This window comes from Serinicoccus marinus DSM 15273 (assembly GCF_008386315.1).
GTDB lineage: Bacteria > Actinomycetota > Actinomycetes > Actinomycetales > Dermatophilaceae > Ornithinicoccus > Ornithinicoccus marinus.
Map to the genome: position 1 here is coordinate 3,067,589 of NZ_CP043808.1, position 20,694 is coordinate 3,088,282.

Consider the following 20,694-nt stretch of genomic DNA (forward strand, 5'->3'; position numbering starts at 1 on the left):
CCGGGCCGGGATGGCGCAGGACGCCCCGCAGAGCGCCGGGGCCCGCACGCGCCGGCTGGACAGCGACGCCGCGGCGGTCCAGCTGGCCACCATCCACGGCAGCAAGGGCCTGCAGTACCCCGTCGTCTACCTGCCCTCGCTGGCCGACCGGTGGGTCAGCGACTCCCCCACGATCCCGCTCTTCCACGACGAGCCCCCCGAGCGCACCCGGTGCCTCGACGTGGGCGGCGAGCACGCTGCCAACCCCGGGTGGGAGGAGTCGGTGCGCCGCCACAAGGACGAGGACGCCGGGGAGTCGCTCCGGCTGCTCTACGTCGCCCTCACCCGGGCCCAGAGCCAGGTCGTCACCTGGTGGGCGCCGGTCAACAACGCCAGCGGCTCGGCCCTGCACCGCGTGCTCTTCGGCCGCGAACCTGGCCAGGGGGAGGTGCCGCACCGCGTGCGGGTCCCGCGCCAGGACGACGCGGCCACCGAGCTGCTGCACCGCTGGGCCGACACCGGCGCCTTCGCGCTGGAGCGGGCCGACCACGCGACCGAGCTGCCCCCCGCCCCGGTGCCGGCCGCGCCGGAGCTGCGGCTGGCCGGCTGGACCCGCCGTGTCGACCACGACTGGCGGCGCACGTCCTACACCGCGCTGTCCACGCCCGCCGAGAGCGGACCGGCCGTCGCCGGCGTCGGCAGCGAGCCGGAGGTGGGGCTGACCGGGCGGGAGGACGAGCCGACCGGGCCGGACCCGGTGGCCGAGAGCACCCCTGCCCTGCCCGGCCTAGGCGCCGCCGCGCCCGTCGTCGGCTCGGAGGTGCCCTCGCCGATGGCCGAGCTCCCCGTGGGTGCGACCTTCGGCTCGCTGGTCCACGCCGTGCTCGAGCACGCCGACCCCCAGGCGGCGGACCTGGGCGCCGAGCTGCGCCGCCACCTGCACGAGCAGCGGGTGCTGTGGCCGGTGGAGCTCGGCGAGGGCGGCGAGGACCTCCTCGTCGAGGCCCTGGTCGCCGTCTGCGACACGCCGCTCGGGCCGCTCGCGGGTGGCACGACGCTCCGGCAGATCGGGGCCGGCGACCGGCTCTGCGAGCTGGACTTCGAGCTGCCGCTCGGTGGTGGCGACCTGCGGCGTGAGACGACGGGGCGATCAGCGGTGCTGGGTGACCTGGCACCCCTGCTCCGCGAGCACCTGCCGGCGGGCGACCCGGTCCGCGCCTGGGCGGAGGTGCTGGACGCCGCTCCCGACCTGGCCGGTCAGCAGCTGCGCGGCTACCTCACCGGCTCGGTCGACGTGGTGCTGCGCGTCGAGGTCGGCGGGCGGCAGACCTTCCTCGTGGCGGACTACAAGACCAACTGGCTCGGCACCCCCGAGGAGGCCCTCACCGCCGCCGACTACCGCCCCAAGCGGCTCGCCGAGGCGATGGGCCACTCCTCCTACCCGCTGCAGGCGCTGCTCTACGCCGTCGTGGCGCATCGCTTCCTGCGGTGGCGGCTGCCCGGTTACGACCCGGACCAGCACCTGGGCGGCGTGCTCTACCTTTACCTGCGCGGCATGTGCGGGCCCGACACCCCGGTCGCGGACGGTATGCCCTGCGGCGTCTTCTCCTGGCGCCCGCCGGTCGTCCTGGTCCTCGCCCTGTCCGACCTGCTCGACGGCGCCGCCCGTGCAGGAGGCGAGACCCGATGACCGGCGACCCGACCACCGGACCGGCCGGGGACGCCCCGGAGCGGGCAGCGCCGATGGTGGAGCTCTTCGAGCCGGTCGACGACCACGACCGCCGCCTGGCGCTCACCGCCACCGGGCCGTTGCGCGAGTTCAACGCCGCCGGCCTGCTCACCGCGGCCGACGTGCACGTCGCGACCGGGCTGGCCCGCGCCGCCGGGGAGAAGGACGCGGAGGTGGTGCTCGCCGCGGCGGTGGCGACCCGGGCGGTGCGCTCGGGCTCGGTGGCCGTCGACCTCGCGGCCCTCGCGACCGAGGGCGTACTCGCGCTGCCCGACCTGCCCTGGCCCGACCCGGATCGCTGGACCGCCGACGTGGCCGGCAGCCGGCTGGCCGCCGAGGGCGGGCTGGTCGTCGACGAGCCGACCGGTCTGGTCTACCTCCAGCGCTACCACCACCAGGAGGTCCAGGTGGTGGCCGACCTGCGGGCCCGGGCCGAGCTCGGTGCGCCACCGGTGGACGAGCAGGTGCTGGCGGCCGGGCTGACCAGGATCTTCCCCGGCGTCGGGTATGCCGAGCAGCGCACCGCCGCGGAGGTCGTCGTCCGCTCCCGCACCGGAGTCATCACCGGCGGCCCGGGCACGGGCAAGACGACCACCGTGGCCGGTGTGCTGACCCTGCTGGCCGAGCAGGCGGCGCTCGCCGGGCAGCGCCCGCTGCGCGTCGGGCTGGCCGCGCCCACCGGCAAGGCCGCGGCACGGGTGAAGGCCGCGGTGGACCGCGCCCTCGACGAGATCGAGGCGCGCACCCTGGAGCCGGAGGGCCGCGAGGTCGTGGAGCGGCTGCGCGGCGTCGAGCCGCGCACGCTGCACCGCCTGCTGGGCTGGCGACCGGGGTCGCGCAGCCGCTTCCGCCACCACCGGGGCAACCGCCTGCCGCACGACGTCGTCCTCGTCGACGAGGCCTCGATGGTGTCGCTCACGCACATGGCCCGGCTGCTCGAGGCGCTGCGGCCCTCGGCCCGACTCATCCTCGTCGGCGACGCCGACCAGCTCGTGTCGGTGGAGGCCGGCGCGGTCCTCGCCGACCTCGTCGCCGCCGTGCCCGAGCGGTCGGTCGGGCTGGCCCAGCCGGGCGCGCCGGAGCCGTGCGACGAGGCCACCGGCCCGGACGATGAGACCGGCGACGCGACCGGGCGGGGAGAGAGCACGCACCGTGCCGCCCCGCTGGCCCTGGCGCGGCTGCGCACGGTGCACCGCTTCGGCGAGACGATCGGCGCGCTGGCGCAGGCGCTGCGCCTCGGCGACGCCGACGCGGTGGTGCGCGCCCTCGCGACGGGCGGGGACGAGGTGGTGTGGGTCCAGGAGGACGACGCGAGTGCATACCTGCGGGAGGACCTGACCCGGCAGGCGCTGCAGGTCCTCCGGGCCGCCCGGCGGGGCGACGACGACGCCGCGCTGGCGGCGCTGCACCGCCACCGGCTGCTCTGCGCCCACCGCGAGGGGGAGCGCGGGGTGCGCCGGTGGAACCACCTCGTCGAGACCTGGCTCGCGGAGGAGACCGGTCTCACCCTCTACGACCCGATGTATGTCGGCCGCCCGCTGCTCATCACCGCCAACGACTACGCGACGGGGGTGCTCAACGGCGACACCGGCGTCGTCGTCGCCTCCCAGACGTCCGCCGGTGTCCCGGTGCGGATGGCGGCCGTCGACGGCACCGGTGGGCGAAGCAGGTATGCCCCCTCCCGCCTCGGCGACGTCGAGACGATGCACGCGATGACGATCCACAAGGCGCAGGGCAGCCAGGCGGAGGAGATCACGGTGCTGCTGCCCGAGCTCGACAGCCCGCTGCTGACGCGCGAGCTGTTCTACACCGCGGTGACCCGCGCCGAGAAGCGGATCCGCGTGGTCGGCTCGGAGGAGGAGGTCCGGACGGCGGTGGCGCGTCGCGTCGTCCGGGCGAGCGGTCTGCGGCAGCGACTGGCGGGCCCCTCGTGAGCACGGTCGCCGCGGGGATGGACCGCCTCACGCGTCGGTTCTGGCGGGTCACGGGCCGCCCGGTGGACCTGGAGGGGCCGGAGGCGTGGCTGGCCGCGCCGGTCAGCGCGGGCGCCACCGTCGGCGACGCGTGGGTGCGCGCCGCAGCCGCTGCGCCCGGAGATCCGCGACTTCTACGAGCACACGTCCGCGTGGCGCATGGAGGTCTGGACCCAGTGCAACCCGCTCTTCCTGCCCGGTGGCGAGCTCGTGCCCCGCCTCTTCCGGCGCAGGGTGCAGCAGCTCGCCCTGCCGACCCGTCCGCTCGACGTGGCCCGGGGCATGGACAGCCGCATCACCGCACGCTCCGACACTAGGCGCTGCGGCAGCCGGCCCGCGTCATACCGCGGTCGCCCTTCACATCCCCCCGTGGTCTGACGTCGGGACTACTCAGACCTCCAGGGCACGCACGATCGGCACCCCGACGCGGTAGGGGATGTGCAGCACGCTGGGCGCGTCGACCACGGCGAGATCGGCGCGTCGGCCCACGCGGATGCGGCCGACGTCGTCCCGGCGCAACGCGCGCGCCCCGCCGACGGTGGCGGCCCGCACCCCCTCGGCGGGCGTCATCCCCATCTCCCGGACCGCGAGCGCGATCATCAGCGGCATCGAGGAGGAGTAGCAGGTGCCGGGGTTGCAGTCGGTCGCCAGGGCGACGTCGACGCCCGCGTCGAGGAGCCGGCGGGCGTCCGGGTAGGGCTGCCGGGTGGAGAACTCCACCCCGGGCAGCAGGGTCGCCACGGTGTCGCTCCCGACCAGCGCGTCGACGTCCTCGTCGGCGAGGAAGGTGCAGTGGTCGACGCTGGCGGCGCCGAGCTCGACCGCGAGCCGCACGCCCGGGCCGTGCGACAGCTGGTTGCCGTGGACCCGCAGCTCCAGGCCGGCGTCCCGACCCGCCTCGAGCACGCGCCGGCTCTCCTCGCCGTCGAAGGCGTGCGCGCTCGCCGGCTCGCAGAAGACGTCGATCCAGCGGGCATACGGCGCGCAGGCGGTGAGCATCTCGCCGCAGACGAGGTCGAGGTATGCCTCCCGCCCGCCGTCCCCCCTCCGGTCCGGGGGCACGACGTGGGCGCCGAGGAAGGTCGTCTCCGGGGTGACCTCGCGCGCCAGTCGCAGCGCCCGCACCTCGTGCTCGACGTCGAGCCCGTAGCCGCTCTTGATCTCCACCGTCGTGGTGCCCTGGGAGCGCATCTCGGCGACGCGCCGGGCGAGCAGGTCGCGCAGCTCGCCGTCCCCGGCCTCGCGGGTCGCCGCCATCGTCACCGCGATGCCGCCGCCGTCGTAAGGCTGCCCGGTCATCCTGGCGGCGAACTCGGCCGAGCGGTCGCCGGCGAAGACGAGGTGGGCGTGGCTGTCGACGAAGCCGGGCAGGACCGCCTTGCCGCCGAGGTCGATCGCCCAGTCCGCGGCCGGTGCCTGCTCGGCCGGGCCGATCCACTCCACGACGGGCGCCGAGTCCTCGCCCCCGCCACCGAGGACGACGGCGGCGTCGCGGACGACACCGAGGCCGCGGGTGAGCGCCGCCTCCTCCGAGGTGGCTGGTCGCTCCTCCTGACCGTCGTCGCAGGTGGACAGCTCGCTGATGCCGGTGATGAGCATGCTCATGGGTCGATCCTCTCGTGCCGCGATCAGTCGGTCGGTGCGACCAGCCGGTGGATGGCCTCGGACAGCAGGCGCCCGACGTCGCCCAGCCGGTGGCGCCCGTCCTGCACGACCACCCGCCCGTCGACGACGACCGTGTCGACATCGGCCGCCGTCGCCGCGAGGACCACCTGACCGGGGTCGGTGCCGGCGGTGCGGACGGTGTCGTCGCGCACGGCGACGAGGTCGGCCCGCGCGCCGACCTCGATGCGCCCGGCGTCCGGCCAGCCGATGCTGTCGTGCGCGGTGGCCGCCGCCAGCAGGTCGACGGGCGTGAACCGGCCCCGCTCGAGGCTGTCGAGCCGCTCGTGCATCTCCAGGGCCCGGGCCTCCTCCAGCAGGTCGATGACCGCGTGCTGGTCCGAGCCGAGGGACAGTCGCGCCCCGGCGTCGCGCAGGGCGCGGGCGGGACCGATCCCGTCGGCGAGGTCGCGCTCGGTGGTGGGGCAGAAGCAGGCATACGACCGGTGCCGGCCGAGCAGCGCGACGTCCTCGTCGGTGAGGTGGGTGGCGTGCACCGCGCTGAGGTCCGGCCCGAGCACGCCCTCGGCCTCGAGCAGACCGGTGGGGGTGAGCCCGTGCGCGGCGAGGCACGCGTCGTTCTCCGCGGGCTGCTCCGACAGGTGCACGTGCACCGGCCGCCCGCCCTCCCCGCGACCGGAGGTGCGGGGCGCGGTGCGCGCCCACGAAGCCACGGTCGCGAGCTGGTCGCGGGGCACGGCGCGCACCGAGTGGATCGCGGCACCGACCCGCAGGTGCGCGGGCCCGCCGTCGGTGTGGTCGCGCAGGTCGTCCACGCGCAGCGCCCAGGTCCGTGCGTCGCCGTCGCCGAAGCGCAGCTGCGGGCCCTCCAGCTCCCGGTGACCGGCGCCGTCGAGCCCGCCGACGAGGTAGCAGGTGTCCAGCAGCGTCAGCCGGATCCCGGCGTCGGCGGCGGCCTGCACCAGAGCCTTCCCCATGACGTTGGGGTCCATGTAGCGCTTCCCGCCGGGCCCGTGGTGGAGGTAGTGGAACTCCCCCACCGCCGTGATCCCGGCGAGCGCCATCTCGGCGTAGGTCGCGCGCGCCAGGGCGAGGTAGCGGTCCGGGTCGAGCCGGGCTGCGACGGCATACATCGTCTCGCGCCAGGACCAGAACGTGCCGCCCCCGTGGTGCGTCCGACCCCGGAGCGCGCGGTGGAAGGCGTGGCTGTGGGCGTTGGCCAGGCCGGGCAGGACGACGCCGGGCAGCCGGTGGTCCCCGTCCTGCGGCGGTATGCCCGCCTCCACCCCGGTGATCCGGCCGTCCTCGACCGTGATGCGGACGTCGGCGGCGACGCCGGTCGGCAGGTGCGCGTGCCGCGCGTGGAAGGCGGTGCTCACGGCTGCTCGCTCACGAGGTGGGTCACGCACGCCGCGAGCGCCTCGACGCCGGCGTGGCAGTCGGCGGCCTCGGCGTGCTCGGCGGGGCTGTGCGAGACGCCGGTCGGGTTGCGCACGAAGAGCATCGCGGTGGGTATGCCCGCTCCCGCGAGGATGCCCGCGTCGTGCCCCGCCCCGGTGCCGAGCACGGGCACGCTGAGCTCGTCCGCGCTGCCGAGGACTCGGCGCAGCCGGTCGGCCAGCGCCCCGTCGAAGCGGGTGGTCGGCGTCCAGGACTCGCGGGTGAGGCTGGCCCCGTGCCGCCCCGCCCGCTCCTCGAGCTCGGCGACGAGCGCCTCCACCTGGTCCTCCTCCGGTCCTCGCGCGTCCAGCCACCCCGTGACGTGGGAGGGGATGGCGTTGACGCCGCCCGGGGTGACCGCCACCTTGCCGACGGTGGCGACGCAGCCCCGCTCGGCGGCGCCCGCGCGGGCCGCCAGCACGAGGTCGGCATAGCCGAGCATCGCGTCCCGACGGTCCTCCAGCCGGGTGGTCCCGGCGTGGTTGGCCTCGCCGGGACGTCGAAGCGCCAGCGGCCGTGCGGCCAGATGTCGCTCGCCACCGCGACCGGTGCGTCGAGGTCGACCAGCGCCCGGCCCTGCTCGACGTGCAGCTCGACGAAGGCGCCGACGCGCGCCAGCGTCTCCTCGTCCCGCCCCAGGTCGGCCGGGTCGCGGCCCACCGCGGCGAGCGCGTCGGCATACCTCACGCCGTCGGAGTCGGTCAGCGCCCGTGCCCGGTCGGCGTCGAGGGCGCCGGTGAGCACCCGCGACCCGGCGCAGGCGATCCCGAAGCGCGCGCCCTCCTCGTCCACGAAGTTCGCCACCGCGACCGGCCGGGTGGGCGCGACCCCCTCGCTGCGCAGCAGGTCGAGCGCCGCGAACGAGCTGACCACCCCCAGCGGCCCGTCGAAGGCGCCGCCGTCGGGCACGGAGTCCAGGTGCGAGCCGACGACGAGACCGGTATGCCCGGCCCGCACCGCGTCATCGACGGTGCCGGGGCCGTCCCACCACCAGGCCCACTGGTTGCCGACCCGGTCCTCGACCAGATCGAGCCCGCGTGCCGCCGCCTCCTGGGCGAACCACTCCCGCAGCATCGCGTCCTCGCGGGTCCAGGCGAACCGGCGGTAGCCGCCGCTGCCGACCCGGCCCACCGGGTCGAGGTCGGCCCACATGCGGTCGAAGGCGGCGAGGGCGGCTGCGGTGCTCACGGTCCCGACCCTAGGTGTCCGGCGGCGGGCGCTGACAGTGCCGAGCTGCCATCGTCGTCTCGGATCTCAGACACGACAGGACCCAGATGCCATGGCCCGCGCGGGGCATACCCTCGGTCCCATGAGTGAGCAACGCGCCCTGGCCGCGCTGGAGGCGGCTCGGCTCGAGTATGCCGTCACCCGCCACGGCCGGGTGGGGAGCCTGGAGGAGGCGGCCCAGGCGCGTGGCGTCGAGCCGCGCGACATCGTCAAGACCCTGGTGGTGCGGCGCAGCGAGAAGGACTACCTCTTCGTGCTCGTGCCGGGCGACCGGGAGATCGCCTGGCCCAAGCTCCGGTCGCTGCTCGGCGTCAACAGACTCTCAATGCCGGACGCTGCCACGGCCAAGGAGGCGACCGGCTACGAGCGCGGCACGATCACGCCCTTCGGCTCGACCACCGCCTGGCCCGTCGTCGCCGACGCCAGCCTCGCCGGTGAGCAGGGACGCCAGATCTCGCTCGGGGCGGGCGCGCACGGGGTCGCGGTGACCCTCGAGGAGAGCCGAGGCCGCGCTGACGGCTCTCGGCGCGCAGGTGGCGGACGTCACCGACTGACCGGCCGGCGGCACACCCGCTGCGGATCAGCGGGTGAGGTCGGAGAGCCGGAAGGACACCTCGAAGGGGTCGGTCACGCGGAACGCCGCGTCGCCCATGACGACCTCGCCGGACTCGTAGGCGTCGCCCACCAGCCGGTAGACCCGGATGCCCGGCGCCTCCGGGTCCACCACCCAGTAGTGCGGGCAGCCGAAGCGGGCGAGCACGTGCGGCTTCGCGACGAGGTCGGTCCGGCGGCTCGACGGCGACAGGATCTCGACAGCGAGGACCGGTGGGACCTCGACCTGTCCGCCCTCGCGGATCTCCCGGGGGATCACCATGAGGTCGGGCTGGATCATGCTGCGCTCCCCGGCCCGCAGGTCCAGCGGTGCGGTCAGCACGCGCAGGTGCGGCGGACAGGAGGCACGCAGGAGGGCGAAGAGCTCCCCGCTGACCGCCTGGTGGACGATGCTCGGACCGGGAGACACGACCAGCTCACCCTCGATGAGCTGGATCGTCATGTCGTCCCGCTGCTCGCGGTAGGCATACAGGTCCTCGACCGTGTAGATGCCGACCTCGGTCATGCTCATGCTCTCCATCGTGCCCCTCCCCCGTCATGACGTCCAGCATGCTCGCCCGGGACGGTGCGCGACGGCCGTCCACAGGTCAGCCGGGCACGACCCCCGGGGTGACGAGCACGACGGTGTCGCCGTAGCGCAGGTCCTTGCCCCGCTGCGAGAGCTTGCCGACCAGCCGGAAGACCCGTGTCTGCCAGCCGTACTTCGCCCGGACCGCGGCCTGGACCTCGTCGAAGTCCTGGCCGCCCTGCACCATCTCGGCGGTCGCCTCGACCGGCTCGGTGCCCGGCTTCGGCGTCCCGGTCCGCCCGCACGGCTGCACCGTGACCCGCGAGGTATGCCGGAGCCGCTTCGTCTTGCCGGTGCCCATCGTCGTGTAGAACCCGACCCGCTCGCCGTCGCGCAGCGGCACCACCCACACCGGTGTCGGCACCGGCTCGCCGTTGCGGCGGAAGGTCGTGAACGAGATGAACTCCTCGGCACCGAGGTGCTGCACTGCGACGTTGCCCATGCGCCGAACGTACCGGCGGGTAGCCCCGCCCGCGTCTCAGAACAGCAGCAGCCCGACCGGGATCGCGAGGACCAGGCTCAGGCATACCCGCTCGAACCAGACGACGAGCAGCCGCGGGATGGACACCGGGATCTGGGTGCCGACGAGGGAGGGCACCATCGCGGAGAAGAAGATGATCTGGCTGACGCTCACCACGGCGACGACGTACTTCACCGACATGGCGGACTCCGCGACGAGCGCGGCCGGGAGGAACATCTCCGAGACGCCCAGCGCGGCGGCCTTGGCGACGAGCAGCGGCTCGGGGATCTGCAGCGCCCAGGTGATGGGGTAGAAGACGTAGCCGAGCCAGTCGAAGACCGGCGTGAACTCGGCGAGCACCAGGCCCAGCAGCCCGATCGACAGGATGCTCGGCAGGATCGCCATGGCCATCCGGAGCCCGTCGAGGAAGGTGGACCGGACCGTCCGCAGCAGGCCCGGGTCCGCCGCGACGGTATGCCTGGCCTCCCGCCACGCGGTCGCGAACCGGCCGCCCTCGGTCGGCTGCTCCGGCTGGTGCTCCACGCCGGGCGCCGTCTCGTCCGGGATGCGCGACAGCGGCGGGATCCACACCGTGATCGCGGTGACGACGAAGGTGATGAGCAGGGTGGACCAGAAGTAGACCGTCCAGTGGTCCATGAGGTCCAGCGCGCTCGCGACGACGATCATGAAGGTCGCCGAGACGGTGGAGAAGCCGGTGGCGATGACCATGGCCTCGCGCCGGGTGTACTTCCCGTCGAGGTAGACCCGGTTGGTGATGAGCAGGGCGAGCGAGTAGGACCCGACGAAGCTGGCGACGGCGTCGATCGCCGAGCGGCCGGGGGTGCGGAAGACGGGCCGCATGAGCGGCCGGGCGAGCACCCCGATGAACTCCATCAGCCCGTAGCCCACGAGCAGCGCCAGGAAGACCGCCCCGATCGGCACGAGCAGCCCGACCGGGATGACCAGGGCGTTCAGCAGGAACGGCCCCATGCCCTCGGCGAAGAGCCACGCCGGCCCGACCTCGAGGACGAGCATCACCCCGACGATCAGACCGATGACGCGAGCGACGGCGAAGACGGCGTCGGTCGTGCTCCGCCGCCAGGACCCGGTGACCCAGGGGTAGACGGCACCCGCCGCGATGAGGGCGAGGGCATACCAGGGCAGGATGCCGGGGATCGCCTCGCGCAGCCAGGACACGATGTGGTCCAGCGGGATCGTGCTGCGCCCGCCGATCGTGACCGGCACGAAGAACATCACGACGCCGATGGCGGACAGGACGAAGAACTTCCACATGGGGACTGCGGTGTCCGGCACGTCGTCGGGCCGGGTGGTGGTGCTCATGTCAGTCGCCCTCCCGCATGGGGACGCGCACGCCGCGCTCGGCGGCCACCTCGTCGGCACGGTCGTAGCCGGCGTCGACGTGCCGGATGACGCCCATGCCGGGGTCGTTGGTCAGGACCCGCTCCAGCTTCTGCCGGGCCAGGTCGGTGCCGTCGGCCACGCTGACCTGCCCGGCGTGCAGCGAGCGGCCGATGCCGACGCCGCCGCCGTGGTGCAGCGACACCCAGGACGCGCCGGAGGCGGTGTTGACCATGGCGTTGAGCAGCGGCCAGTCGGCGATGGCGTCCGAGCCGTCGGCCATCGCCTCGGTCTCGCGGTAGGGGCTCGCCACCGAGCCGCAGTCGAGGTGGTCGCGGCCGATGGCGATCGGCGCGCTGACCTCGCCGGAGGCGACCATGTCGTTGAAGCGCACGCCCGCCTTGTCCCGCTCGCCGTAGCCGAGCCAGCAGATCCGCGCGGGCAGCCCCTCGAAGGCGACCTTGTCCTGGGCGCCCCGGATCCACTTCTGCAGGTGGTCGTTGTCCGGGAAGAGGTCGAGCACGGCCTGGTCGGTGGCGGCGATGTCCTTCTCGTCGCCGGACAGCGCGGCCCAGCGGAACGGGCCCTTGCCCTCGCAGAACAGCGGCCGGATGTATGCCGGGACGAAGCCGGGGAACTCGAAGGCCCGGTCGTAGCCGCCCTGGCGGGCCTCGTCGCGGATGCTGTTGCCGTAGTCGAAGACCTCGGCGCCGGCGTCCATGAAGCCGACCATCGCCTCGACGTGCCGCGCCATCGACTCCTGTGCCCGGTCGGTGAACTCCTCCGGCTTCTTCTCGGCGTAGTCGTGCCAGTCGGCGAGGTCGATGCCGGTCGGCAGGTAGGACAGGGGGTCGTGCGCGGACGTCTGGTCGGTCACGATGTCGATCGCGACACCACGGCGCAGCAGCTCGGGGAAGACCTCGGCGGCGTTGCCGACGACGCCGATCGAGACGGCCTCGCGCGCCTGCTTGGCGGTCAGCGCCCGCTCCACACCCGCGTCGAGGGAGTCGGCGACCTCGTCCAGGTAGCGGCTCTTCACCCGACGGCGCAGCCGGGCCTCGTCGACGTCGACCACGAGGCATACCCCGCCGTTGAGCGTGACCGCCAGCGGCTGCGCCCCACCCATGCCGCCGCACCCGCCGGTGAGGGTGAGCGTCCCGGCGAGGGACCCGCCGAACTTCTTGGCGGCGACCGCGGCGAACGTCTCGTAGGTGCCCTGCAGGATGCCCTGGGTGCCGATGTAGATCCAGGAGCCGGCGGTCATCTGGCCGTACATCGTCAGCCCGAGCTGCTCGAGCCGGCGGAACTCGGGCCAGGTCGCCCAGTCGCCGACGAGGTTGGAGTTGGCGATGAGCACGCGCGGCGCCCACTCGTGGGTCTGCATGACCCCGACCGGACGGCCGGACTGGACCAGCATGGTCTCGTCCTCGCGCAGGTCGGTGAGGGTGCGGACCATGGCGTCGAAGCTGCGCCAGTCGCGCGCCGCGCGGCCGGTGCCGCCGTAGACGACGAGGTCGTCGGGGCGCTCGGCCACCTCGGGGTCGAGGTTGTTCATGAGCATCCGCAACGGGGCCTCGGTGGCCCAGGAGCGGGCGGTGAGCTGGGTGCCGCGCGGTGCGCGGACGGGACGGGCGCCTTCCATGGTGGTCTCCTTCGACTCGTTTCTCTGGCGTGGCTCTGGCACGTCTTCCGACCGACCGCACGGTTCTGTGCGGACCGGCCGCCCGGTCTGCGTCAGTGCAGCAGTCCGGTGACGCGTTCGGCGGCGTCGCGGACGCGGCCGTCCGCGACGAGATCGACGACGGTCTCGATCTCGGGGCTGAGGTGGCGGTCCGGGCCGGGGCCCTCGACGCCGGACCCGCGCAGCAGCGCCACGACGGCCGCCGTCGCGGGGGCGGGGGTGAGCGGCGCGCGCAGGTCGAGCGCGCGGGCGGCGGTGAGGACCTCGACCGCGACGACGCGGGTCAGCCCGTCGACGGCGCGGCGGAGCTTGCGGGCCGCACCCCAGCCCATGCTCACGTGGTCCTCCTGCATCGCGGAGGAGGGTATGGAGTCCACGCTCGCCGGGGCGGCCAGCCGCTTGAGCTCGCTGACCAGCGCGGCCTGGGTGTATTGCGCGATCATGTGCCCGCTGTCGGTCCCGGGGTCGTCCGCGAGGAAGGGCGGCAGCCCGTGGCTGCGGGCGACGTCGAGGAAGCGGTCGGTGCGCCGCTCGCTGATGCTCGCCACGTCCGCGGCGACGATCGCGAGGAAGTCGAGCACGTGGGCGACCGGCGCGCCGTGGAAGTTGCCGTTGCTCTCGACCCGTCCGTCGAGCGTGACGACCGGGTTGTCGACGGCGGCGGCGAGCTCGCGGTCGGCGACGGTGCGGGCATACCCGCAGGTGTCGCGGGCGGATCCGTGCACCTGGGGCGAGCAGCGCAGCGAGTAGGCGTCCTGCACGCGGGTGCACGCCTCGGTGCGGTGCGACTCACGGATCGCGCTCTCGGACATGAGGTCTCGCAAGTTCTCGGCCGACCGGGCCTGGCCGGGGTGCGGCCGCAGGTCGTGCAGGTCGGCGGCGAAGACGTCGTCGGTGCCGAGCAGGCCCTCGACGCTCATCGCGGCGGCGACGTCGGCGGTGGTGAGCAGGGTGTCGAGGTCGTGCAGGGCGAGCACGAGCATGCCGAGCATGCCGTCGGTGCCGTTGATGAGGGCCAGGCCCTCCTTCTCGGCCAGCTCGACCGGGGCGATGCCGGCGCGGGCCAGCGCCTCACCGGCGGGGATGAGCTCCTGCGGGGAGGCCTGCCAGGCCTCCTGGTCCGCGCCCGCCTCCGGACCGACCCGGACCATGCCCTCGCCCATGACGGCCAGGGCGCAGTGGGCCAGCGGCGCGAGGTCGCCGGAGCAGCCGAGGCTGCCGTGCTCGCGCACGACGGGGGTGATGCCGGCGTTGAGGAGCGAGGCATACGCCTGCGCCGTCTCGACCCGCACCCCCGTGCGGCCGGTCGCGAGGGTCGACAGGCGCAGGAGCATGAGCGCCCGCACGACCTCTCGCTCGACCTCCGGGCCGGACCCCGCGGCGTGGCTGCGGACCAGGCTGCGCTGCAGCTGTGCCCGCTTCTCCGGCGGGATGCTGGTGTTGGCCAGCGCGCCGAAGCCGGTCGAGATGCCGTAGTGCGGCTGGGTGTCCCCGGCCAGGTCCTCAATGATGCGGCGGGTCGCGGCGATGCCCTCGACGGCGTCGCCCGCGATGCTCACGCGGGCACCATGCCGGGCGACGGCCACGACCTCGGCGTGCGACATCGGGCCGGCGGTGACGACGACCTCGCGCGGCAGGTCAGGCTCGGGGAGACGGCTCATGGAGACCATTGGAGCGGTCTGCCGCGACGGCGTCACCCCCTGCGACGGCCTCGCCGTCTCGGATCTCAGACGCGCGCGGCCGTGCCCACCCCGCCGGGAACCTGAGCAACGAAGAGTGCCCTACGCAGGTGCTGCAGCCCCTGCATCGAGGACTTTTCTCTGCTCAGGCGGGGGCGGGCCGGCGGCAGCCCCTGCGTCGAGGACCTTTCTCTGCTCAGGCGGGCCACGAGGTCGGACAGGCGGCGCCAGCGCACCCGCCGGGAACCTGAGCAACGAACAGTGCCCTACGCAGGTGCTGCAGCCCCTGCCTCGAGGACTTTTCTCTGCTCAGGTCGAGGCGGGCCGGCGGCAGCCCCTGCGTCGAGAACCTTTCTCTGCTCAGGCCGGGGCGGGGTGGCCGAAGCGCTCGACGAAGGCCGGAAGCAGGCTGCGCACGTGGGTGAGGTCGACCGACTCGGCCTGGGCCACGATGGGCGCGACCTCCTCGGGCTCGCAGTAGCCGTGACCGGCGTAGATGTGCAGCCGCCGCTCGAGCGACTCCGCGTCCAGCTCGGGGTGGAACTGCGTGGCGTAGACGTGGCGCCCCATCCGGAACATCTGCGTCGGGCAGCCCGCCGACGACGCGAGCAGCACCGCACCCGGCGGCAGCACGGCGCATGCCTCCTTGTGCCCAACGATCGCGTGGAACGGGTCCGGCATACCGGCGAGCAGCGGGTCGGCCAGGCCCCGCTCCGTCAGCGAGATCTCCACCGCGGCGGGCGCCTCGCCGAACCGGCGGTCGACCGTCCCGCCCATGGCCAGGCCGAGCAGCCCGATCCCGTAGCAGGCGCCGAGGAACGGCACATCGGCCTCGACGACGCGGCGGGCCAGCGCGGCCAGGTCACGCTCGACCCGCTGCTGCACCTCGCCCTTCCGCTCGTCCGAGGCGTTGAACGGGCTGCCGCCCAGGATGATCCCGCTGTAGGCCGTGAGGTCGACCGTCGGCAGCGGCGCCGCCTCGACGCGCACCCGGTGCAGCTCGCTCTCCCGCAACCCGGCGTAGCGCAGGAAGCCCGCGTACTCGTCGTCGGCGGCGTCGTCCTCGGCGCGCGTGCCGAGCAGCAGGAAGGGCCTCACACCGGCAGAGCCTAGGGTGGGCGGTGTGGACGAGCCGACGCCGACCGGGCAGGACCAGGACCGACGCGACCGCGCGATCGCGGCCTTCTGGGCCGACGCGCGCATCCGCGGCAAGCTCAACCGCATCGAGGTGTATGCCGGTGCTCAGGTGAGCGACACCCTCCCGCCGCCCGCGTGGAGCTTCGGCGGTGAGGACGACCCGCAGACCGCGGACCGGTTGCTCGGGCTGGTCCTCGCCGGGCGGAAGACCGCGACGGCCAGCGCCTACCGGGACTACGAGGCCGACGCGCGGACCCGGCAGGCCCTGGACGAGGGGCCCGCCGAGGGCGACACCCTCACCCGCACCGGCGTCGACCTCGACCTGGCGCTGCCCGAGCCCGGGCTGCTGTCCATCCTGCTCGACGGCTCCGGTCGACCCCGGGCCCTGGTCCGCATCACGGACGTGGACGTGTGCCGCTTCGCCGACGTCCCCGCCGAGCACGCCCGGCTGGAGGGGGAGGGCAACGGCACCCTCGCGGACTGGCGCGCCATCCACCGCGAGGCGTTCGCGGCCACCGCGCCGCACGGCGAGCCGGTCGACGACGACACCCTCGTGGTCCTCGAGCGTTTCGAGGTGCTGGTGCCCGCGGCGGCCGGACGGGCCGCGCGCCGACACCCCTGAGGCCCCTCGCGACGGCCCACCCATGGCGCCGGCGGCCGACACCGCTGGGGCAGACCCGGCTGCACCGGCCGCGACGGCCGCCGCACGGCAGCCCCGGGCTCAGACCCGGACGAGCATCTTGCCGGTGTTATCGCCGCGCAGGAGCCCGAGGAAGGCGTCGACCGCGTGCTCGATGCCGTCGACGACGGTCTCGCGGGAGCTCAGCTGCCCGGAAGACAGCCAGCCGGCTGCCTGCCCGGCGAACTCGCCCGCCAGGTCCTGGTGGTCGGAGACGAGGAAGCCGGTCATCGTGCCGCGCACCTGGATGAGCCGGGCCAGATTGCGGGGCCCGGGCGCGGGCTCGGTGTCGTTGTAGCTCGAGATCGCGCCGCAGATCGCGATCCGGCCACCCTGCCGCAGGGCCCCGATCGCGGCCTCCAGGTGCTCGCCGCCGACGTTGTCGAAGTAGACGTCGATCCCGTCGGGCGCGTGCTCGGCGAGCTGGGCGGCGACGTCGCCGTCCTTGTAGTTGAAGGCGGCGTCGAAGCCGAGCTCGTCCACGAGGTGGTCCACCTTCTCCTGGGAGCCGGCGCTGCCGATCACGCGGGACGCGCCGAGCGCCTTGGCCACCTGGCCGGCCACGCTGCCGACCGCTCCGGCGGCCCCGGAGACGAAGACGACGTCGCCCTCGCGCAGCTGCGCGACGCGGACCAGCCCGGCGTAGGCGGTGAGCCCGGTCATGCCGAGCACCCCGAGGTAGGCGGGGGCGGGCGCCGCGTCGGTGTCGACGACGCGCGCGGACTCGGCGTCCACGACGGCCTCCTCGCGCCAGCCGAGTTGGTGCAGGACGTGGTCACCCACGGCATACCCCTCGGCGCGGGACTCCTCGACGACCCCGACGGCGCCGCCCTCCATCGCCCGGCCCAGCTCGAAGGGCGCGACGTAGGACCGGGTGTCGTTCATCCGACCGCGCATGTAGGGATCGACGGAGATCAGCTCGTTGCGCACCCGCACCTGCCCGTCGGCGAGCTCGGGCAGCTCGCTCGTCGCGAGCTCGAAGTCGGACGGCTTGGGCCACCCGTGCGGGCGGGCGACGAGGCGGACCTCACGGGCGGGGGCGGACTGGTCGGCTGGGGTCACTCTCGGTCTCCTCCGGTCTCGGGTGCTCTCAGGGCAGGCCCGGTTGCCAACACACGCCCCGCGCGAGGTATGCCCGGGAACCAGCGAGGCCCTAGGGTTACGACTCGTGACCTCCACGCACCCGCACCCCGTCATCACCGACGAGAGCCCGTCCGCCGACGCCAACCGGCGCGGCCCCAGCTTCGAGGCGTCGCACGAGCTGGCGACCGGCCCGGTGACCTCGCCGCCGCGCACCGTCGAAGGCTTCGTCCGTGAGTTCCTGGACCAGCTCAACTTCGGGCAGGGCGTCAAGCTGTCGCAGTCGACGATCAACGACCAGTACCTCGCGCTCGCCCGGACCGTGCGCTCCTACCTCATGGCGTCCTGGCTGGAGACCGGGCACCGGCGCCGCAAGAACCCCACGCGCATGGTCGGTTACCTCTCGGCGGAGTACCTCCTGGGCCGCCAGCTCGGCAACAACCTGCTCGCCTCGGACCTGCAGGGCATCGCCGAGCAGGCGATGGAGCAGTGCGGCATCGACATGGCGGCGCTGCGCGGCCAGGAGGTCGAGCCCGGCCTGGGCAACGGCGGCCTCGGGCGGCTCGCCGCCTGCTTCGTCGACTCACTCGCGACGATGGACCAGCCCTGCATCGGCTACGGCATCCGCTACGAGTACGGCATCTTTCGGCAGACCTTCGTCGCGGGCCGCCAGGTCGAGGAGCCGGACAGCTGGCTGCGCCTGGGCAGCCCGTGGGAGTTCCCGCACCCCGAGCGCGCCGTCCAGGTCGGCTTCGGCGGGCATACCGAGACCTCGGTCGACGAGGACGGCACCGAGCACACCCGCTGGGTCCCCGCCTGGCAGGTCCGCGGCGTCCCCTACCACTACATGGTCCCCGGCTTCCGCAACGGCGTCGTCAACACCCTGCGGCTGTGGAGCGCCGAGGCCAACCAGGCCTTCGACCTGCAGACCTTCAACGCCGGCGACTACGCACAGGCCTCCCGCGCGGAGATCTTCGCGGAGAACATCTCCAAGGTGCTCTACCCCGACGACTCGACGCCGCAGGGCAAAGAGCTGCGGCTGCAGCAGCAGTACTTCTTCGTCGCCTGCAGCCTGCGCGACTTCATCGAGAACACGCTGCCGCGCGACGTGGACCTGCGCGAGCTGCCGCAGCGGATCATCTTCCAGCTCAACGACACCCACCCGGTCATCGCGGTGCCCGAGCTCATGCGCATCCTCGTCGACGAGAAGGGCTTCGACTGGGACGAGGCGTGGGACATCACCCAGCAGTGCTTCGCCTACACCTGCCACACGCTGCTCCCCGAAGCGCTCGAGGTGTGGCCCGTCGACCTGCTGGGGCGGCTGCTGCCGCGCCACCTGGAGATCATTTACCGCATCAACGAAGAGTTCCTGCTCGAGGTGCGCGACGCCTTCCCCGGCGACGAGGGCCGGGTGCGGCGGATGTCGATCATCGCCGAGCAGCCGCAGCGCGCGGTGCGGATGGCCTACCTCGCCACCGTCGCGGGCGCCAAGGTCAACGGGGTCGCCGAGCTGCACAGCCAGCTGCTGCGCGACGACGTGCTGCCCGACTTCCACGCGCTGTGGCCGGAGAAGTTCACCAACGTCACCAACGGCATCACCCCGCGCCGCTTCCTCTACCTGGCCAACCGGCGGTTGTCGGACCTCATCAACGAGACCATCGGGACCGGTTGGGTCACCGACCTGGAGCAGCTGCGCCAGCTCGAGCCGTATGCCGACGACGCAGACTTCCGGCAGCGGTTCCGGGACGTCAAGGACGCCAACAAGGAGCGGCTCGGCAAGCTGCTGCGCGTCCGTGACGGCATCGAGCTCTCGCAGGACCACCTGCTCGACGTCATGGTCAAGCGGCTGCACGAGTACAAGCGGCAGACCCTCAAGCTGCTGCACGTCGTCTCGGTCTACGAGGGAGTCCTCTCGGGCCGCACTCCGATCGACCAGGTGACCCCGCGCACGGTGCTCTTCGGCGCCAAGGCGGCGCCGGGCTACCACATGGCCAAGGAGATCATCTTCCTCATCAACTCGGTCGCGGAGACGGTGAACACCGACCCGGTGATGGACGGCCGGCTGCAGGTGCTCTTCCCGGCCAACTACAACGTCACCCTCGCGGAGAAGGTCATCCCGGCCGCCGATCTGTCCGAGCAGATCTCGCTGGCCGGCAAGGAGGCCTCGGGCACCGGCAACATGAAGTTCGCGCTCAACGGCGCCCTGACGATCGGCACCCTCGACGGCGCCAACGTCGAGATCCTCGACCTCGTCGGGGAGGACAACTTCTTCCTCTTCGGCATGACCGAGCCGGAGGTCGAGGAACTGCGCCAGCGGGGTTACGTCCCCAGCTCGTTCTACGAGGCGGACCCGGTGCTGAAGGCCACGATCGACCTCATCGGCAGCGGCCACTTCACCGGCGGCGACCGGGGCGCCGTCTCGGCGGTGCTGGACAACCTGCTCAACCACGACCCGTTCATGGCGCTGGCAGGATTCGGGTCCTACCTCGAAGCCCAGGACCGCGTGGAGCGGGCCTACGCCGACCCCGAGGCGTGGAGCCGCTCGACGATCCTCAACGTCGCCCGCTGCGGGTTCTTCTCCTCCGACCGCTCGATGCGCGACTACCTCGACCGGATCTGGCTGCCCGGGGACGCGTGAGCGCCCGCGGGCGCGGGTGAGCGCCTACCCTCGGGAGGATGGGGACCAGCAATGCACCCGCCGCGGGTCACGCGCTGGCCATCCTCACGCTGCTCGCTCGGCACGCGACACCGGTCGCGGCGGCGACGATCGCCCGCGAGCTGGGGCTGCCGCGGTCCACGACCTACCACCTGCTCACGGTCCTCGTCGAGCAGCAGTATGCCGTGCACCTGCCCGAGGAGCGGCGCTACGGCCTGGGTGTCGCCGCCTACGAGCTGGGCTCGGCCTACACCCGGCAGGCGCCGCTGCAACGGCTGGCCCGCCCGCGGCTGACCCGGCTCGCCGACGCGTGCGGGCACAACGCGCACCTGGCGGTGCTGCACGGGCCGGACGTGCTCTACGTCATCGAGGAGCGGGTCGCCGGGCGACCCTCGCTGGTCACCGACGCCGGGGTGCGCCTGCCCGCGACCCTCACCGCGAGCGGGCTGGCGATCCTGGCGGCGCTCCCGGCGGCGCAGGTGCGCGCGCTCTTCCCCTCGCGCGAGGCCTTCGTGCAGCGGCACGAGGAGGGCCCGCGCTCGCTAATGGAGCTGCGGCGGGTCCTCACCGAGACCCGCGCACGGGGGTATGCCGTCGAGGACGGCCTCGTGACCCCCGGGCTCGCGTCGGTCGCCTCGGCCGTGCTGGACCACTCCGGCCATCCGGTGGCCGGCGTCGCCGTGACCTACCCCGCGGATCGTGACCTGCGCATCGAGGCGGTCGTCCGGCTGGTCCGGCAGACGGCGGCCGAGCTGTCGGCGCGGCTCGGTCACCGCGACCAGGGACGCTCCCCGGTGGGCTGACCGACAGGT

General features: G+C 73.7%; 16 protein-coding genes and 2 pseudogenes. 7 read left to right on the top strand and 11 right to left on the bottom strand.

All coding sequences use genetic code 11. From position 1 onward, the window contains the following. Positions 1-10 precede the first annotated feature (10 nt). From FU792_RS18980 to FU792_RS17220, 3 genes are all read left to right on the top strand, one after another. The gene (locus FU792_RS18980) at positions 11-1,669 is read left to right on the top strand and encodes a 3'-5' exonuclease (protein WP_238706098.1); all 1,659 of its coding nucleotides are present in this window, start codon (positions 11-13) and stop codon (positions 1,667-1,669) included. After that, positions 1,666-3,642: an exodeoxyribonuclease V subunit alpha gene (recD, locus tag FU792_RS14800; protein ID WP_022925754.1), complete on the top strand. Its 1,977-nt coding sequence runs from the start codon at positions 1,666-1,668 to the stop codon at positions 3,640-3,642. The genes FU792_RS18980 and recD overlap by 4 nt, the downstream gene beginning before the upstream one ends. Before the next feature lie 198 nt (positions 3,643-3,840). After that, on the top strand, positions 3,841-4,059 hold the full coding sequence (locus FU792_RS17220) for a hypothetical protein (RefSeq protein ID WP_022925755.1): 219 nt from the start codon (positions 3,841-3,843) through the stop codon (positions 4,057-4,059). Positions 4,060-4,071: 12 nt separating this feature from the next. On the opposite strand, the gene hutI is transcribed toward FU792_RS17220, so the two are convergent. The 4 genes and pseudogenes from hutI to FU792_RS14820 form a co-directional block, all read right to left on the bottom strand. Then, the gene (hutI, locus tag FU792_RS14810; protein WP_022925756.1) at positions 4,072-5,286 is read right to left on the bottom strand and encodes an imidazolonepropionase; all 1,215 of its coding nucleotides are present in this window, start codon (positions 5,284-5,286) and stop codon (positions 4,072-4,074) included. Between the two features lie 23 nt (positions 5,287-5,309). Beyond that, positions 5,310-6,683, bottom strand: coding sequence for a formimidoylglutamate deiminase (locus FU792_RS14815; protein ID WP_022925757.1), 1,374 nt, complete (start codon positions 6,681-6,683; stop codon positions 5,310-5,312). Further along, entirely contained in the window at positions 6,680-6,808 is a 129-nt protein-coding gene (locus FU792_RS19410) for a hypothetical protein (RefSeq protein WP_420876836.1), read from the bottom strand. The genes FU792_RS14815 and FU792_RS19410 overlap by 4 nt, the downstream gene beginning before the upstream one ends. 98 nt (positions 6,809-6,906) lie before the next feature. Next, positions 6,907-7,896 (bottom strand): annotated as a pseudogene (locus FU792_RS14820) (M20/M25/M40 family metallo-hydrolase); the annotation flags it as partial. Between the two features lie 157 nt (positions 7,897-8,053). Here FU792_RS14820 and FU792_RS14825 point away from each other — a divergent pair. Further along, positions 8,054-8,525 (top strand): annotated as a pseudogene (locus FU792_RS14825) (aminoacyl-tRNA deacylase). Between the two features lie 26 nt (positions 8,526-8,551). Here FU792_RS14825 and FU792_RS14830 read toward each other — a convergent pair. The 6 genes from FU792_RS14830 to FU792_RS14855 form a co-directional block, all read right to left on the bottom strand. Further along, on the bottom strand, positions 8,552-9,094 hold the full coding sequence (locus tag FU792_RS14830) for a Uma2 family endonuclease (protein WP_028131162.1): 543 nt from the start codon (positions 9,092-9,094) through the stop codon (positions 8,552-8,554). Between the two features lie 76 nt (positions 9,095-9,170). Then, positions 9,171-9,593, bottom strand: coding sequence for a PPOX class F420-dependent oxidoreductase (locus tag FU792_RS14835; protein ID WP_022925761.1), 423 nt, complete (start codon positions 9,591-9,593; stop codon positions 9,171-9,173). A gap of 36 nt (positions 9,594-9,629) precedes the next feature. Further along, on the bottom strand, positions 9,630-10,952 hold the full coding sequence (locus FU792_RS14840; protein WP_022925762.1) for a YjiH family protein: 1,323 nt from the start codon (positions 10,950-10,952) through the stop codon (positions 9,630-9,632). 1 nt (position 10,953) lies between these two features. Beyond that, positions 10,954-12,612 (bottom strand): urocanate hydratase, encoded by a 1,659-nt coding sequence (gene hutU, locus FU792_RS14845; protein ID WP_022925763.1) that lies wholly within the window; start codon positions 12,610-12,612, stop codon positions 10,954-10,956. Positions 12,613-12,704: 92 nt separating this feature from the next. Then, the gene (hutH, locus tag FU792_RS14850; RefSeq protein WP_022925764.1) at positions 12,705-14,312 is read right to left on the bottom strand and encodes a histidine ammonia-lyase; all 1,608 of its coding nucleotides are present in this window, start codon (positions 14,310-14,312) and stop codon (positions 12,705-12,707) included. A gap of 378 nt (positions 14,313-14,690) precedes the next feature. Beyond that, entirely contained in the window at positions 14,691-15,428 is a 738-nt protein-coding gene (locus FU792_RS14855) for a glutamine amidotransferase (protein ID WP_022925765.1), read from the bottom strand. Positions 15,429-15,453: 25 nt separating this feature from the next. On the opposite strand from FU792_RS14855, the gene FU792_RS14860 reads away from it, so the two are divergent. Then, positions 15,454-16,089 (top strand): ASCH domain-containing protein, encoded by a 636-nt coding sequence (locus FU792_RS14860; RefSeq protein WP_022925766.1) that lies wholly within the window; start codon positions 15,454-15,456, stop codon positions 16,087-16,089. Positions 16,090-16,188: 99 nt separating this feature from the next. On the opposite strand, the gene FU792_RS14865 is transcribed toward FU792_RS14860, so the two are convergent. Continuing rightward, positions 16,189-17,208, bottom strand: coding sequence for an NADP-dependent oxidoreductase (locus FU792_RS14865; protein ID WP_022925767.1), 1,020 nt, complete (start codon positions 17,206-17,208; stop codon positions 16,189-16,191). A 106-nt stretch (positions 17,209-17,314) separates the two neighbouring features. Between FU792_RS14865 and FU792_RS14870 the strand changes: the two genes are divergently transcribed. Both FU792_RS14870 and FU792_RS14875 read left to right on the top strand, forming a co-directional pair. After that, on the top strand, positions 17,315-19,864 hold the full coding sequence (locus tag FU792_RS14870; protein WP_022925768.1) for a glycogen/starch/alpha-glucan phosphorylase: 2,550 nt from the start codon (positions 17,315-17,317) through the stop codon (positions 19,862-19,864). Positions 19,865-19,902: 38 nt separating this feature from the next. Then, positions 19,903-20,685, top strand: a complete 783-nt coding sequence (locus tag FU792_RS14875) for an IclR family transcriptional regulator (protein ID WP_022925769.1) — start codon at positions 19,903-19,905, stop codon at positions 20,683-20,685. Positions 20,686-20,694 lie beyond the last annotated feature (9 nt).

Coding starts and splice junctions, on each gene's coding strand:
- hutU (WP_022925763.1), bottom strand. CDS start 12,612: ATGGAAGGCGCCCGTCCCGTCCGCGCACCGCGCGGCACCCAGCTCACC.
- FU792_RS19410 (WP_420876836.1), bottom strand. CDS start 6,808: ATGCTCTTCGTGCGCAACCCGACCGGCGTCTCGCACAGCCCCGCCGAG.
- FU792_RS14830 (WP_028131162.1), bottom strand. CDS start 9,094: ATGAGCATGACCGAGGTCGGCATCTACACGGTCGAGGACCTGTATGCC.
- FU792_RS14875 (WP_022925769.1), top strand. CDS start 19,903: ATGGGGACCAGCAATGCACCCGCCGCGGGTCACGCGCTGGCCATCCTC.
- hutI (WP_022925756.1), bottom strand. CDS start 5,286: ATGAGCATGCTCATCACCGGCATCAGCGAGCTGTCCACCTGCGACGAC.
- FU792_RS14835 (WP_022925761.1), bottom strand. CDS start 9,593: ATGGGCAACGTCGCAGTGCAGCACCTCGGTGCCGAGGAGTTCATCTCG.
- FU792_RS18980 (WP_238706098.1), top strand. CDS start 11: ATGGCGCAGGACGCCCCGCAGAGCGCCGGGGCCCGCACGCGCCGGCTG.
- hutH (WP_022925764.1), bottom strand. CDS start 14,312: ATGAGCCGTCTCCCCGAGCCTGACCTGCCGCGCGAGGTCGTCGTCACC.
- FU792_RS14840 (WP_022925762.1), bottom strand. CDS start 10,952: ATGAGCACCACCACCCGGCCCGACGACGTGCCGGACACCGCAGTCCCC.
- recD (WP_022925754.1), top strand. CDS start 1,666: ATGACCGGCGACCCGACCACCGGACCGGCCGGGGACGCCCCGGAGCGG.
- FU792_RS17220 (WP_022925755.1), top strand. CDS start 3,841: ATGGAGGTCTGGACCCAGTGCAACCCGCTCTTCCTGCCCGGTGGCGAG.